Origin of the sequence: Chromobacterium alticapitis, from assembly GCF_002924365.1 — a bacterium.
GTDB classification, from domain to species: domain Bacteria; phylum Pseudomonadota; class Gammaproteobacteria; order Burkholderiales; family Chromobacteriaceae; genus Chromobacterium; species Chromobacterium alticapitis.
Genome location: NZ_PQWB01000019.1, coordinates 56,484 through 70,970, shown reverse-complemented (window position 1 = coordinate 70,970; position 14,487 = coordinate 56,484). Strand labels below are relative to the sequence as shown.

The following is a 14,487-nucleotide window of genomic DNA, read 5'->3' as shown; positions in this document are numbered from 1 at the left end:
CGCCCTGGCGGCGCCACGCCACATCGGCCGCCAGCTTGTCGAAGGGCAGGCTATGCGGAAACACTTCGGGATACGTCACCTCGGCCTTGCCGGTATCCAGGCTCAGCCGCCCGCCGCGCTCGTCAAAATCCACGCTGCCGGACACGCCGGACACGCCCGGCAGATCCGCGAAGGGCTGCCAGGCCAGGCGCTCGAAGCGCGAGCGCAACTTGAAGCTGGCAGGCGACTCCACCGGCCCCTGCCAGCCCACCGTCAGGTCGTGCAAGGCCCCGCGCGGGGCGAAGCGGGCAAACAGCGGGTTGCTGTCCACGCCCAGAGCGTGCATGAATGGATTCAGGTTGCCGACGTCGACATTGTCCAGCGTCAGCTCGCCGCCGCCTTTCGCGCCGGGCCGCCACTGGCCCTTGATCGTAGATTTGTCGAATGCGAGGCCGCTGGCGCTGGCCAGGGTCAGATCGCTGGCCTCGATGCGGTAGCTGCCGTCCGCCTGGCGGTCCAATCGCAGCTTGCCGCGCAATTGCGGCAGCACCAGCTCGCGCGCGCTGGGCGGCGTGTAGGCCGCGTCGCGCACGCTGACATCGGCCCGCAAGCTGCTCACCGCGCCGTCGGAAAAAGCCATTTCCAGCGTGCCGTCACCCTCGCCGCTGCGCAGCACGCCCAGGTCGCGCAGATAGCGCGACCAAACGCTGGCGCGCGCGCCGTTCAGTGCCACCCGCAGCGAGCCGGACCAGTTTTGCCAGCTGGAAAGATCATCGCCGCGCCAGCCGGCGCTGAGTTCGAGGCCCTTGCCCAGCGTAGCCGCCGGCTGGCCGGACAGCTGCAGCTTGTGCCCCAGCAAGGTGCGCTCCAACAGCAGGCTGCCCCGCTGCAGATCCAGCCGCGGCAAACCCAGCCGTTCGTCCTGCCAGCTCAAGCTGGCGTTGCGGACTTCCAGCGCGGGCTGCCGCAGCAACCAGTTGCCCAGCGCATTGTCGCTCGACGGTCCGCGATTCAGGTCGAAGCCATTCAGATAGATCACGCCGTCCGCGGCTCGTCTCAGCTCCATCGTCGGCCCGTCCACCCGCACCGACAAGCGCGGCTCGCGCGCCAACAGCGAAGTCCAGGACGGCAGCACCGTCACCGTCCGCAGCGTCAACGCCTGGCCGGATACCGGATTGGCGACGGACACGCTGGAAAGCTCGAACTGCGGCCCCACGCCCTGCCAATGCCCGGTCAGCCGTCCAATCCCGACGCGATGGCCCAGCGCCGCAGACAGGCTTTGCTCCAATTGCGGGCGGTATTGATCGAGACGGGGAAGCAGCCAGAAGGTGAAAGCCGCGAACGCGGCGCACAGCAAGGCGCCGCCGATGGCCAGGGCCAGCGAGAGCAGCAGCAGGCTCCGCTTCAGAAGGCGCAGCACATGGATATGGGACAACGGCGACAAGGGCTTTTTCAACTATGGCAAACCGTTACAATGGCGTGTGAGAGAGATACGGCGCGAAACCGGTTGCAGCCCGCCCCTGGCGCAGCAGCCATGCCGCTCGCGCCAAGCCGTCGGAGCTATTATGCCAGCAAACACGAGTGATGCCATTGCCCGCAGTTGCGAGTTTTCCCAATATCTGCACCGCCTGCTGGCCGCCCGCCCGCAAGAGCGGGAGCGCCTGGAGCAAAGGCTGGCCCAGCCCTTCACCCAGGACGAGATGCAGTCTTTCGCCGACTGGCCCGGCCTGGCCACGCCCGAGCGGCAGGCGCCGGAACTGCGCCGGCTGCGCCAGGCGGTGATGGCGCGGCTGATCTGCCGCGACTTGAACGGCCTGGCCACGCTGGACGAGGTGATGGCCACCATCAGCCTGCTGGCCGAATTCGCCGTGCGCCAGGCGCTGGCCTGCGCCGCCGCCTCGCTGAGCCAATATGGCAGGCCGCTAGGCGAAGACAGCGGCGAGCCGCAGCAGTTGATCGTCATCGGCATGGGCAAGCTGGGCGGCGGCGAACTGAATGTCAGCTCCGACATCGACCTGATCTTCATTTATCCCGAGGGCGGCGAAACGGACGGCGAGCGCCGCCTCAGCAATCATGAGTACTTCACTCAGCTGGGCAAACGGCTGATCGCCCTGCTCAACGACATCACCGCCGACGGCCAGGTATTCCGCGTCGACATGCGGCTGCGCCCCTACGGCGACTCCGGCCCGTTGGTGATGAGCTTCGCCGCGCTGGAAAACTATCTGCTGAGCCAGGGCCGCGAATGGGAGCGCTACGCCTGGATCAAGGCCAAGGCGCTGACGGGCGACGCCGAGGCGCTGAACCAGCTGGTTCGTCCTTTTGTCTACCGCAAATACCTCGACTACAACGCCTACGGCGCGATGCGCGAGCTGCACGCGCAAATCCGCCGCGAAGTGGCGCGGCGCGACATGGCCGACAACATCAAGCTGGGGCCGGGCGGCATTCGCGAGGCGGAGTTCATCGCCCAGGTATTCCAGCTGATACGCGGCGGCCGCGACCGCACCCTGCAATTGCGCGGCACCCGCGCCACGCTGGACCGGCTGGCCGCGCTGCGGCTGCTGGAACCGGCCGCGGTGGCGGAACTGCAGGACTCCTACGCTTTTCTGCGCAATCTGGAGCACCGCCTGCAATACCTGGACGACCAGCAAACCCAAACCCTGCCCGCCTCGCCGGAAACGCGCGGCAAAATCGCCGCCAGCATGGGCTACGCGGACTGGGACGCTTTTTCGCTCGCCCTGAACGAAGTCAGGCGCAAAGTGGGCCGCCACTTCGAGCAGGTGTTCATCCTGCCCGCCGAGGAGCATCTGGACCACCCGCTGTCCGAGCTATGGCTGGACATGGCGGAACAAGCGCCGGAACAAAAACTGGCCGAGCTGGGCTATGCCGATCCGGCCGCCACCGCGCGCCAGCTCAAAAGCCTGGCGCAAAGCCAGCGCTATCTGCAGATGCCGCTGGCCGGGCGCAAGAAGCTGGACGCGCTGATGCCGGCCTTGATAGAAGCCGCCTCGCGCTTCCCCAATGCCGATGACACCCTCGCCCGCATCATAGGACTGATGGAGGCCATCAGCCGCCGCGCCTCCTACCTGGCCCTGCTGACCGAATACCCGCAAACGCTGCAGCGCCTGGCCTCGCTGTATTCCGCCAGCGCCTGGGTGTCGGCCTATCTCAGCCGCCACCCCATCCTGCTGGACGAGCTGCTGGACGTGCGCGTGCTGTACGCCGCGCCGGACTGGCCGCAGTTGGCCGCCCAGCTCGAAGCCATGCTGGAACAGGCTGACGGCGACGTCGAGGCCAAGATGGACGCCCTGCGCCACTTCCAGCACGCCCAAACCTTCCGCCTGGTGGCGCAAGACCTGGCCGGCATGTGGACCCTGGAAGCGTTGTCCGACGAACTGTCGCGGCTGGCCGATCTGGTGCTGGACGCGGCGGTGCGCCACGCTTGGCGCGATATCCCGTCGCGCCACATCGAAACGCCGCGCTTCGCGGTGATAGGCTACGGCAAGCTCGGCGGCAAAGAGCTGGGCTACGCCTCTGACTTGGACATCATTTTCCTGTACGACGACCCGCACCCGGATGCGGCGGACCTGTACTCGCGCCTGGCGCGCAAGCTGTCCACCTGGCTGACCAGCGCCACCGCCGCCGGCGTGCTGTACGACATAGACCTCAGGTTGCGCCCCAACGGCGCCAGCGGCCTTCTGGTCAGCTCTCTCTCCGCCTTCCGCCAATACCAGGAAAACCAGGCCTGGGTATGGGAACACCAAGCGCTGACCCGCGCCCGCTTCGTCGCCGGCGACCCAAGCATAGGCGCGCAGTTCGAAGCCGAGCGCCACGCCATCCTGACGCTGCAACGCGAGCCGGCCAAGCTGCGCGAAGAAGTGCTGGCGATGCGCCAGCGCATGCTGGAGAGCCACCCCGCGCACGATGAAGACGTCAAGAACGCTCGCGGCGGCATCATAGACATCGAGTTCATCGTCCAGTACCTGATCCTGGCCCACGCCCACCATTTGCCCGCCTTCACCGGCAATACCGGCAACATCGCCCTGCTGGCGGTGGCCGCCGAGGCCGGCCTGATAGACCCGGAGCTGGCGGAGCAGGCCCGCGACGCCTACCGCCAATTGCGGCGGCTGCAGCATGCGTCCCGGCTCAACGACAAGCAGAAAGTGAGCGCGGCCCCCGCCCTGCTCGCCGCTTACGACAGCGGCAAGCGGCTCTGGCGACAAATTTTCGAGCAAGCGCTCGATTTTTCCTGACAGCCGGTTCACAACAGCGCGCGCCCCGGTATACACTGGTCCATCAGCTAGGCCCGTTGGGCCTGGCAAAACACGGGCGGCAAACCCGAACAAAGCACAACACAGGAGAGAACCGAGATGTCGATGGCTGATCGCGACGGATATATCTGGTATGACGGCAAACTGGTGGACTGGCGCGACGCCACCACCCATGTCCTCACCCACACGCTGCACTACGGCATGGGCGTGTTCGAGGGCGTGCGCGCCTACGAAACCGCCGACGGCCCGGCCATCTTCCGCCTGCAGGACCACACCGCGCGGCTATTCCGCTCGGCCAAGATCCTGGGCATGGACCTGCCGTTCACGCCGGAAGAAATCAATCAGGCCCACCTCGACGTAGTGAAGGCCAACGGCCTGAAATCCTGCTACTTCCGCCCGATGGCCTTCTACGGCTCCGGCAAGCTGGGCGTGGCGCCGATGAAGAACGACGTGCGCGTGATCGTGGCCGCCTGGCCGTGGGGCGCCTACCTCGGCGACGAGGGCCTGGAAAAAGGCATACGCGTGAAGACCAGCTCCTTCACTCGCCACCATGTCAACATCACCATGTGCAAGGCCAAGGCCAACGGCAACTACATGAACTCCATCCTGGCCAACAACGAGGCCACGGCGGACGGCTACGATGAAGCCCTGCTGCTGGATGTGGACGGCTTCGTAGCCGAGGGCTCCGGCGAAAACATCTTCATCGTTCGCAAGGGCAAGTTATATACTCCGGACCTGACCAGCGCGCTGGAAGGCATCACCCGCGACACCGTGGTGCAGATCGCCGCTGAAATGGGGCTGCAAATCGTGGAGAAGCGCATCACCCGCGATGAAGTCTACAGCGCGGACGAAGCCTTCTTCACCGGCACCGCCGCCGAAGTGACCCCGATCCGCGAACTGGACCGCCGCCCGATAGGCGACGGCGTCCGCGGCCCGCTCACCACGGAAATCCAGCGCCGCTACTTCAGCATCGTCAAGGGACAGGACGCCGAACACCGGCACTGGCTCACTTACGTAAAATAAGCGGTAGAAGTAGAATCCGCATTTCGCGCGCCAGCAGCGAGCGGCCCGACGGCCGTCCTGCTGGCGGCGTTTTTGTCGGAACCGCCCGCCGCAACAAGGAACGACCATGGCAGAATTGAAAGAAAACACCGCCCGCTATATCGAAGTCACCCAGCACGACCTGCCGCTGCACTGCCCCATGCCGGACATGAAGGCCTGGAACTCCCACCCGCGCGTCTATCTGCCGGTGCACAAGACAGGCGAAGCGCTCTGTCCCTATTGCGGCACCCAGTACAAGCTGGTCGGTCCGGTCGGCAACCACCACTAAGCCGCTCCGCCGCCGGCGAAGGGTGTGGCCTTGGCCACACCTTTTTTGCTTGCCGCCACCAAACGCAAGCCGCGTTGCCCCAGCCGGCTTGCGTTTGGAACCGGAAGCACCCCGCATGAACAAAAAAATCCTCGTCATCGGCCCCTCCTGGGTCGGCGATAGCGTAATGGCTCAGCCGCTGTACCGCCGCTTGCACCAGCGCCACCCTGGCCTGGAACTGCACGTGTTCGCGCCGGGCTGGACCCTGCCGCTGCTGGCCCGGATGCCGGAAGTGGCGAAGTCGCACCTTAACCCCTTCGGCCATGGCGCGCTGCGCCTGGTCGAACGCTGGAAAGTGGCCAGACAGCTGGCCCGGGAAAGCTTCGACCAAGTCATCGTACTGCCCAATTCGCTGAAATCCGCGCTCATCCCGCTGTTCGCCGGCATTCCGCTGCGCACAGGCTTCCTCGGCGAATCCCGCTACGGCCTGCTCAACGACGCGCGCGAGCTGGATGAGCAGGAACTGCCGATGATGGTGGAGCGCTTCTGCGCGCTGGCGGAGGACAAGCGCGCGCCGCTGCCCCGCCCCATCCCCAATCCGCAGTTGAGCACCGATGCGGCTACGCAGCGCCAGGTCGCGCTGCGCCTGGGGCTGGACACCTCGCGCCCCGCCGTGGCTTTCTGCCCCGGCGCGGAATACGGCCCAGCCAAGCGCTGGCCGGCGCGCCACTTCGCCGAACTGGCCCGGCGCTTCGCGAACGCGGGCCATTCGGTCTGGCTGTTCGGCTCCAGCAAGGACAAAGAGATAGGAGACGAGATCGCCCGCCTGTCCGGCGGCAGCGCCGTCAATCTGTGCGGCGCCACCGGCCTGGAGGAAGCGATAGACCTGATAGGCTTGACCGAGCTCGCCGTCTGCAACGACTCCGGCCTGATGCACGTCGCCGCCGCGCTGGACAAGCCGCTGGTCGCGCTGTATGGCTCGTCCAGCCCGGACTTCACGCCGCCGCTGTCCGAGCGCGCCTCGGTGGTGTCGCTGAATCTGGATTGCAGCCCCTGCTTCGAACGCAACTGCCCCTACGGCCATACCGACTGCCTGGAAAAAATGCAGCCCGACATGGTCTGGCAGGCCTCCCAGGCCCTGCTGCCCGCGCTCGCCGCCCACCCCGACCAGGACTGACATGCGCCAAGTGGAAACCCCCAGACCGCCGGAAGAAAACAATCGCCGCATGACGCTGGTCCGCGCCGCCGCCGTGCTGTTCCGCGACCAAGGCTACGAACGCACCACGGTGCGCGACCTCGGCAACGCCGTGGGCATGCAGTCAGGCAGCCTGTTCTACCATTTCCGCACCAAGGAGGAGATCCTGGTGGCGGTGATGGCGCTGGGCATCACCAGCACCACAGAACAGCTGGCCCTCGCCCTGGCCGCCGCGCCCACGCTGCGCGACAAACTGGCGGCCCTGTTCCGCGTGCATCTGAACTCGCTGCTGGGCGACAACCAGGCCGCGCTGGAAGTGATGCTGTACGAATGGCGCAGCGTGTCCGAAGCGGCCAAGCCCGGCCTGGTGGTGTTGCGGGACCGCTACGAAGCGCTGTGGCAGCAGGTGCTGGAAGAGGCCGCCGCAGCCGGCATGGTGAAACAGGATACCGGCCTACTGCGCCGAACCCTGCTGGGCAGCCTGCACTGGACGGTGCAATGGTATCGCCGCGACGGCGATCTGGCAGTAGACGCGCTCGCCGAGCGCATGCTGCGCCTGGTACTGATCGAATAGACAGGAGAAAGTCAAGCCGCCAGGAGAAAAATGTACTAATATCAGCGATATAGGAACATTGGGACTGCAACCATGGCTAACATCGCCAACGTAGGCTACAGCTCGCAGCCGCCGTATGCGACGTTGAACACGCGGCAGGTTCAGTCGTCGTTGGACAACGCTCAGCCCTCGGTGCAACAGCCGACCAGCCAGCCGCTCACCCAGGCAGCCGTCCGGCAAAATCCGGACACCGCCCGCGTGGAGCAGCAGCTGCAGCAACAGCTGATCGTAGCCAGCCAAAATCAGCAAGCGCAACAGGCCCAGCAAGCCGCGCCGCAGGCGCAAGCGCCCGCAGCGCCGCCTCCTCCAGCCACGCCCACAGGCAACGCCGCCGTGCTGGCCACCAATCCGCAGCCGGAACAAGCTGCGGCGACGGCGCCTGCCGTCAACGGCAACCCGACGCCGGCCGAGGCCACCAACTCCGCGGCCAATGCAAGCAACAACACCGCCAACGCGCAGGCCGCGGCCGCCACGACAAACGCCCCCCAGCAGCAGACGGCGGGAGGAACGCAGGCGCAACAAAACCCGCCGCCCCAGGCTGCTCAGCAGTCCGCCCAGCCGCTGCAACAGGTCCTGCTACGCAACAACAGCAGCCAACAAGCCGTGACGCAATACCAGGTTAATCAATCTCTTTTACAGCCAAGCGTGTCCAGCCCCAACCTGAACGCAACCGCCTGAGGCGCGTCGCCTGGTCTGCGCCAAGCAGTTCCGGCTCAGCGTGGAGTCAGATTCCGCTTAGCCGCTCGAAACAACAGGCCCCGCCATTCGGCGGGGCCTGTTGTTTGATAAGGACCGCGTAACACCGCGCCCGGAAGTTTAGCGCTTGCGCCAGTGGCCTGGCTTGCGCCTAGCGCCATCCTCCCCGCGCGCGCCTTTGCGCTTTTGCGCGTTCTGCACTTGCAGCAGCGAGTCGATGCGCTCCGAGGTGCTCTGCATCAGCAACTGCGCCATTTCGCCGTCAGGGAAGGTATCCGGCAGGCGATAGCCCAGCCAGGCGTAAGCGGCGTACAGCTTGCAGCTGTCTTCCAGATACTGCAGCTCGTTGCGGCCGCCGGTTCCCATCATCCTGAGCAGCGGCGCCGCTTTGCCGCGCGCACGATGTTCCGCCCAATCGTGCAACGCGTTCTCCAGCATCGGAATCTTGGTGGAGATCGGGCACAGGCTGAAGGTGTAGCGGTCGGCCAGGCTCAAGGGCAGCGCATCCAGCCATTCGGCCTTTTCCATCTGATCAGACAGATTGGCCGGCAGGAAGAATTCGTCGTGCACATTGATGTGCTTGGCGAACAAGCTCAGCAAGGCCTTGAGTTTGATCTCGCCCGTCGCCTGGGAAATGGCTTCCAGATACTTCAAACTGGGCGCGACGAAGAAGCCGTTGTTGGGCAGCGGCTCGGCCTTTTGCCGCAGCAGCGCGCCTATGGTTTTGTGAGTCAGACCGTCGAAACCAGCCACATAACCGGTTTCATGCTTGCCAAAGCGCCCAGCCCGGCCAGAGATCTGCTTGGCCAGCGGCGCGGATATGATGCCCTCGGCGTAGCCATCCCACTTGCTGGCGGTTGTAAAGATGATGCGTCGAGCCGGGGTGTTCAGGCCCATGCCGATGGCGTCGGTAGCCACCACCACCTGGGTTTCGCCGGCGACGAAGCGTTCGGCCTGGGCTTGGCGCACTTCCGGCGACAAATTGCCGTAGATGGCGGACACCGTCAGCCCCTGCTCTATCACCTTGTCGCGCCAGTTCAGCACCTCGCGGCGCGAGAACGCAATCAGCACGTCGCCGGGTTTCAGGTTTTTCAAGGACAGCAGCGGCGCCTTGTCCATTTGCAGCGCGGTCTTGCGCTCCAGCGTGCGCACTTCCAAGGTCCCGCCGACGCGCGCCACCAGCGACTCTATCGCCTCGCGCGACTCCGGCGCGCCAACCAGGTAAATCGTCTGCGCCGGCACCCCGCACACGGCGGCGGTCCAGGCCGCGCCGCGGTCCGGATCGTCCAGCAGCTGGATTTCGTCGATCACCGCCACTTCCACCTGCCGCTCCGGATTCAGCATCTCTACCGTGCTGGCGACGTGGGTAGCCTCTGGATGCAGCTTGCGCTGCTCGCCGGTAATCAGGCTCACCGCCACACCGGCCTCTTGCAAGCGGGTGTAGTTTTCCAGCGCCAGCAGGCGCAGCGGCGCCAGATACACGCCGCTCTTGGCTTTTTGCAGATGCTCCATCGCGGCGTGGGTCTTGCCTGAGTTGGTGGGCCCCAGCACCGCGATGAAGTGCCGCTGCATAGCGTAGGCAGTAGCGAAGGATTCCGGATAGCGCGACAAGTTGACCGCATCGCGCGTCTTGGCGGCAGCCTTGTCGGCGGTCTGCCGGCTGCGCGCGGCGGCTACCCGGTCCAGCGCGATGGTGCAGCGCACCTTGGCGCGCTCGTACTTGGCCATGAAGGCGCTCAGCGCGCGCAGCGGCTCGATGCCATCCACCGCGAACACCTCGCGCGCGCAAGCTATCAGTTGCGCCTCCATCTTCAGCCGCGCGGCCTCGTTCCAGCGTTCCTTGACCAGAGCCAGCCGGTCTTCCGGCGACAGCTTGCGCCATTTGCCGCTCTTGCCCAGAAAACCCTCGTCCGGCACCAGATGGTAAGGGATGCGGTGGCCGTCCAGTGCCAGCTCGCCATGCACCGACACCGCGTGGCTGCCCTCGGTGGTGACGATGGTGGCCTGGTGTTCGGCCAGGTAATCGTCCAGCTGGATTTCAGCCGGCAGGGCGTCGGTGGATTCGGTCATGGCGTCTATCGTATTTTTTGTGCTAAAGGCGGGCGATGATAAAGCAGCAGGCGGCGGCGCGCCAGCATCGCGCGTCCCTATCAAAATCAGTCATCATCCCACGCAAGGCAAGCGGCAAAATAAAAAAAGCCGCCGGATATCCGGCGGCCCGTCCATCGGCGAAACGAAGACTTAGATCAGTTCCACCGCCAGCGCGGTGGCTTCGCCGCCGCCTATGCACAGACTGGCCACGCCGCGCTTGCCGCCGCGCTGCTTCAGCGCCGACAGCAGCGAAATCACGATGCGGGCGCCGGACGCGCCTATCGGGTGGCCCAGCGCGCAAGCGCCGCCGTGCACATTGACCTTGTCGTGCGGCAGCTTCAAGTCATGCATGGCCGCCATTGTCACCACGGCGAAGGCTTCATTGATCTCGTACAGATCCACCTCGCCGGCCTTCCAGCCGGTCTTGGCCAGCAGCTTTTCGATGGCATGCACCGGAGCGGTGGTAAACCAGCCCGGTTCCTGGGCATAACTGCTATGGCCCGCCACGCGGGCGATGGGCTTCAGGCCGCGCTTGGCCGCCTCGGCCGCCGTCATCAGCACCAGCGCGGCGCCGCCGTCGGAGATGGAGCTGGAGTTGGCCGGCGTCACGGTGCCGTCTTTTTTGAACGCCGGCTTCAGCGTCGGGATCTTGTCCAGATTGGCCTTCAGCGGCTGCTCGTCGGTATCCACCACGGTGTCGCCGCCGCGGCCCGGCACCGTCACCGCCGCGATTTCATCCTTGAACAAGCCGCCCTTGATCGCCTGCTGCGCGCGGGTCAGCGAGGCGATGGCGAATTCGTCCTGATCCTGGCGGCTGAAGCCGTACTTCTCGGCGCATTGCTCGGCGAACACGCCCATCAGCGTGCCCTTCTGGTACGCATCCTCCAGGCCATCCAAGAACATGTGGTCCTTGATTTCGCCGTGGCCCAGGCGCAGGCCGCCGCGCGCCTTGGTCATCAAGTAAGGCGCGTTGCTCATGCTTTCCATGCCGCCGGCCAGCAGCACGTTGCCGTTGCCGGCCAGGAGCTGGTCATGCGCCATCATGATGGCCTTCATGCCGGAGCCGCACATCTTGTTGATGGTGGTGCATGGCGTGGCCTGCGGCAGACCGCCGCCCAGCGCCGCCTGGCGCGCCGGCGCCTGGCCCTGGCCGGCCGGCAGCACGCAGCCCATGATCACCTCGTCCACGTCGCCGGCGGCCACGCCGGCGCGCTCCACCGCGGCGCGGATGGCGGCCGCGCCCAGCTGGCTGGCGGTCAACCCAGCCAGCGCGCCCTGGAAGCCGCCCATGGCGGTGCGAGCCATGCCCACGATCACGATTTCCTGTTGTTGCATCACAGCTCCTTTGCTTGGTTGTGGCCATTGCCGCGCTTGCCCAGCGATTTCTCGCACTGGCCGCGCAACTGGCCGATTTCGGTCAGCACCACCTTGATGTCTTCCATCTGCGCCAACAGCTGCTGCTCCTTGCGCGCCAGGATGCGGATGAATTCCTGCAGCTGCGGCTCGTCATCGTGCGCCGCGTCGTACAGCGCGAACAGCTCGCGGATTTCCTGCAAGGACAAGCCTATGCGCTTGCCGCGCAAGATCAGCATCAGCCGCACGCGGTCGCGCCGGTTGTAGATGCGGCGCTGCCCTGCCCGCGCCGGCTCCAGCAGCCCCTGGTCCTCGTAGAAGCGGATGGCGCGGGTGGTGATGTCGAACTCCTGCGCGAGTTCGGTGATATTGAAAACCTGTTCGCCCATGCGTTTGTCCCCTGATCTTCCGGCTGCGGCCACGCGCGCCACAGTCGCTTGCTTTTGTACCCATTGTCTGTTGACGTTGACGTAAACGTCAAGTTATCGTGATCACAAAGTAGAGCAATCAGTCCAGGAGAATCCAGATGAGCCAGAAAATAGGCGTGGTGGGCGCGGGCACCATGGGCAACGGCATCGCCCAGGTCTTCGCGATGAAGGGTTTCGACGTGGTATTGGCCGACGTCAGCGACGCGGCCCTGGTCAAGGGCATGGCCAACATCAATATCAGCCTGCAGCGGATGGCCAAGAAGGAGCTGATCGCCGAGGCCAACATCCCCGGCATCGTCGCCCACATCCGCAGCACCACCAAGCTGGCCGACCTCGCCGGCTGCGCGGTCGTGGTGGAAGCCGCCACCGAGAACGCCGAAATCAAGGAAAAGATCTTCCGCGAGCTGGACGCCGCCGTCGGCGAGACATGCGTGCTGGCCTCCAACACCTCGTCCCTCTCCCTCACCCGCATCGCCAGCTGGGTCAGCCACCCGGAACGCGTGGTGGGCATGCACTTCATGAACCCGGTGCCGGTCATGCAACTGGTGGAGATCATCCGCGCGCTGCAAACCGGCGACGAGGCCTACCAGACCGTGTTCCATCTGACCCAGGGCCTGGGCAAAACCCCGGTGACGGTCAAGGATGGCGCCGGCTTCGTTTCCAACCGCATCCTGATGCCCATGATCAACGAGGCCGCTTTCGCGCTGTTCGAAAACCTGGCCACGGCGGAAGACATCGACACCGTGATGAAGCTAGGCATGAACCACCCGATAGGCCCGCTGGCCCTGGCCGATCTGATCGGCCTGGACACCTGCCTGTCCATCATGGACATCCTGCATCGCGAATTCCGCGACAGCAAATACCGCGCCTGCCCGCTGCTGGTTCAACTGGTGCAAGCCGGCCATCTGGGCCGCAAGAGCGGCAAAGGTTTCTACAGCTACAACTGAGCAGCGCCATCAGCCCGAACAAATAGAGGAGGCAGTGCCATGAGTCAGTCGGTACCCAATATCAAGTTGTTGATAGGCGGCGAATTCGTCGAGTCCAAAACCATGGAATGGCGCGACATCGTCAATCCGGCCACCCAGGAAGTGCTGGCGCGCGTGCCGCTGGCCACCGCGGACGAGGTGAACGCCGCCGTCGCCTCAGCCAAGGAAGCGTTCAAGACCTGGAAAAAGACGCCTATCGGCGCCCGCGCCCGCATCTTCTTGAAATACCAGCAGCTGATACGCGAAAACATGAAGGAGCTGGCCGCCCTGCTCACCGCCGAACAAGGCAAGACCCTGGCCGACGCCGAGGGCGACGTGTTCCGCGGCCTGGAGGTGGTGGAGCATGCCGCCAATATCGGCACGCTGCAGCTGGGCGAATACGCCGAGAACGTGGCAGGCGGCGTGGACACCTACACCGTGCAGCAGCCGCTAGGCGTGTGCGCCGGCATCACCCCGTTCAACTTCCCGGCCATGATTCCGCTGTGGATGTTCCCGATGGCCATCGCCACCGGCAACACCTTCGTACTGAAACCGTCGGAGCAAGACCCGATGGTGACGATGCGCCTGGTGGAACTGGCGCTGCAGGCCGGCATTCCCAAGGGCGTGCTGAACGTGGTTCACGGCGCGGCCTCGGTCGTGGACGCCATCTGCGACCACCCCGACATCAAGGCGGTGTCCTTCGTCGGCTCCACCAAGGTGGGCACCCATGTCTACCAGCGCGCCACCCTGTCCGGCAAGCGCGCCCAGTGCATGATGGGCGCCAAAAACCACGCCATCGTGCTGCCGGACGCCAATAAAGAGCAGGCGCTGAACCAACTGACAGGCGCAGCCTTCGGCGCGGCCGGCCAACGTTGCATGGCGCTCAGCGTGGCGGTGCTGGTGGGCGAGGCGCAGCAATGGATTCCGGAGCTGGTAGCCAAGGCCAAGGGCCTGACAGTGGGCGCCGGCAAGGACAATCCAGACCTCGGCCCGGTGATCTCCTGCGCCGCGCTGGACCGCGTCACCGGCTTGATCGGCCGGGGCGTGGAAGAAGGCGCCAAGCTGGAGCTGGACGGGCGCGGCGTAAAAGTGGCTGGTTTCGAGAGCGGCAACTTCGTCGGCCCCACCATTTTCTCCGGCGTCAAGCCCGAGATGGCGATCTACCGCCAGGAAATCTTCGGCCCGGTGCTGTGCCTGATGGCCGCCGATACGCTGGACGAAGCCATCGCCATCATCAACGCCAACCCCAATGGCAATGGCACCGCGGTGTTCACCCAGAGCGGCGCGGCGGCGCGCAAGTTCCAGGAAGAGATCGACGTCGGCCAGGTGGGCATCAACGTGCCGATCCCGGTGCCGGTGCCGCTGTTCAGTTTCACCGGCAGCCGCGCCTCCAAGCTGGGCGACCTCGGCCCCTACGGCAAGCAAGTTGTGGCCTTCTACACCCAGACCAAAACCGTCACCAGCCGCTGGTTCGACGACGAGGCCAGCAGCGGCAAGGTCCATACCACCATTTCGCTGCGCTGATTGTCGCGTAGGGCGGAAGCCCCGTTAAGCGGGGCGATCCGCCTGCTCCGTCTCCTTAGGAACACA

The 14,487-nt window shown here is 65.4% G+C and carries 13 protein-coding genes; 9 read left to right on the top strand and 4 right to left on the bottom strand.

Going from position 1 to position 14,487, the window contains the following annotated elements:
* Nucleotides 1–1,423 (bottom strand): YhdP family protein (locus C2I19_RS06090; protein ID WP_439647040.1); only part of this gene is annotated, 1,423 nt, incomplete at its 3' end.
* 121 nt (nucleotides 1,424–1,544) lie between these two features.
* On the opposite strand from C2I19_RS06090, the gene glnE reads away from it, so the two are divergent.
* The 6 genes from glnE to C2I19_RS06060 all read left to right on the top strand — a co-directional run bounded on the left by glnE (nucleotide 1,545) and on the right by C2I19_RS06060 (nucleotide 8,042).
* Nucleotides 1,545–4,229, top strand: a complete 2,685-nt coding sequence (gene glnE, locus C2I19_RS06085) for a bifunctional [glutamate--ammonia ligase]-adenylyl-L-tyrosine phosphorylase/[glutamate--ammonia-ligase] adenylyltransferase (protein ID WP_103901826.1) — start codon at nucleotides 1,545–1,547, stop codon at nucleotides 4,227–4,229.
* A gap of 117 nt (nucleotides 4,230–4,346) precedes the next feature.
* Nucleotides 4,347–5,270: a branched-chain amino acid transaminase gene (locus tag C2I19_RS06080; protein ID WP_103901825.1), complete on the top strand. Its 924-nt coding sequence runs from the start codon at nucleotides 4,347–4,349 to the stop codon at nucleotides 5,268–5,270.
* Nucleotides 5,271–5,376: 106 nt separating this feature from the next.
* Nucleotides 5,377–5,577 carry a zinc-finger domain-containing protein gene (locus tag C2I19_RS06075; protein WP_103901824.1) on the top strand — a complete coding sequence of 67 codons (201 nt, stop codon included), beginning with the start codon at nucleotides 5,377–5,379 and terminating at the stop codon, nucleotides 5,575–5,577.
* Between the two features lie 115 nt (nucleotides 5,578–5,692).
* The gene (gene waaF, locus C2I19_RS06070) at nucleotides 5,693–6,733 is read left to right on the top strand and encodes a lipopolysaccharide heptosyltransferase II (protein ID WP_103901823.1); all 1,041 of its coding nucleotides are present in this window, start codon (nucleotides 5,693–5,695) and stop codon (nucleotides 6,731–6,733) included.
* 1 nt (nucleotide 6,734) lies between these two features.
* Complete coding sequence (locus tag C2I19_RS06065; protein ID WP_103901822.1) at nucleotides 6,735–7,325, top strand: TetR/AcrR family transcriptional regulator; 591 nt, start codon at nucleotides 6,735–6,737, stop codon at nucleotides 7,323–7,325.
* 72 nt (nucleotides 7,326–7,397) lie between these two features.
* Complete coding sequence (locus C2I19_RS06060) at nucleotides 7,398–8,042, top strand: hypothetical protein (protein WP_103901821.1); 645 nt, start codon at nucleotides 7,398–7,400, stop codon at nucleotides 8,040–8,042.
* Between the two features lie 138 nt (nucleotides 8,043–8,180).
* Here the strand turns inward: C2I19_RS06060 and C2I19_RS06055 are convergent, their stop codons facing one another.
* Nucleotides 8,181–10,130: a helicase-related protein gene (locus C2I19_RS06055; protein WP_103901820.1), complete on the bottom strand. Its 1,950-nt coding sequence runs from the start codon at nucleotides 10,128–10,130 to the stop codon at nucleotides 8,181–8,183.
* Between C2I19_RS06055 and C2I19_RS21975 the strand changes: the two genes are divergently transcribed.
* Entirely contained in the window at nucleotides 10,129–10,305 is a 177-nt protein-coding gene (locus C2I19_RS21975) for a hypothetical protein (RefSeq protein ID WP_158253646.1), read from the top strand. The two genes, C2I19_RS06055 and C2I19_RS21975, sit on opposite strands and share 2 nt — an antisense overlap.
* Here the strand turns inward: C2I19_RS21975 and C2I19_RS06050 are convergent.
* Together C2I19_RS06050 and C2I19_RS06045 are read right to left on the bottom strand one after the other, a co-directional pair.
* Nucleotides 10,302–11,486 carry an acetyl-CoA C-acyltransferase gene (locus C2I19_RS06050; RefSeq protein ID WP_103901819.1) on the bottom strand — a complete coding sequence of 395 codons (1,185 nt, stop codon included), beginning with the start codon at nucleotides 11,484–11,486 and terminating at the stop codon, nucleotides 10,302–10,304. The two genes, C2I19_RS21975 and C2I19_RS06050, sit on opposite strands and share 4 nt — an antisense overlap.
* On the bottom strand, nucleotides 11,486–11,893 hold the full coding sequence (locus C2I19_RS06045; protein ID WP_103901818.1) for a MerR family transcriptional regulator: 408 nt from the start codon (nucleotides 11,891–11,893) through the stop codon (nucleotides 11,486–11,488). Before C2I19_RS06045 ends, C2I19_RS06050 begins: the two co-directional genes overlap by 1 nt.
* A 137-nt stretch (nucleotides 11,894–12,030) precedes the next feature.
* Here C2I19_RS06045 and C2I19_RS06040 point away from each other — a divergent pair, with 137 nt between their 5' ends.
* Together C2I19_RS06040 and C2I19_RS06035 are read left to right on the top strand one after the other, a co-directional pair.
* Nucleotides 12,031–12,879 (top strand): 3-hydroxybutyryl-CoA dehydrogenase, encoded by an 849-nt coding sequence (locus tag C2I19_RS06040; RefSeq protein WP_103901817.1) that lies wholly within the window; start codon nucleotides 12,031–12,033, stop codon nucleotides 12,877–12,879.
* A gap of 39 nt (nucleotides 12,880–12,918) precedes the next feature.
* The gene (locus tag C2I19_RS06035) at nucleotides 12,919–14,421 is read left to right on the top strand and encodes a CoA-acylating methylmalonate-semialdehyde dehydrogenase (protein ID WP_103901816.1); all 1,503 of its coding nucleotides are present in this window, start codon (nucleotides 12,919–12,921) and stop codon (nucleotides 14,419–14,421) included.
* Nucleotides 14,422–14,487: the final 66 nt, after the last annotated feature.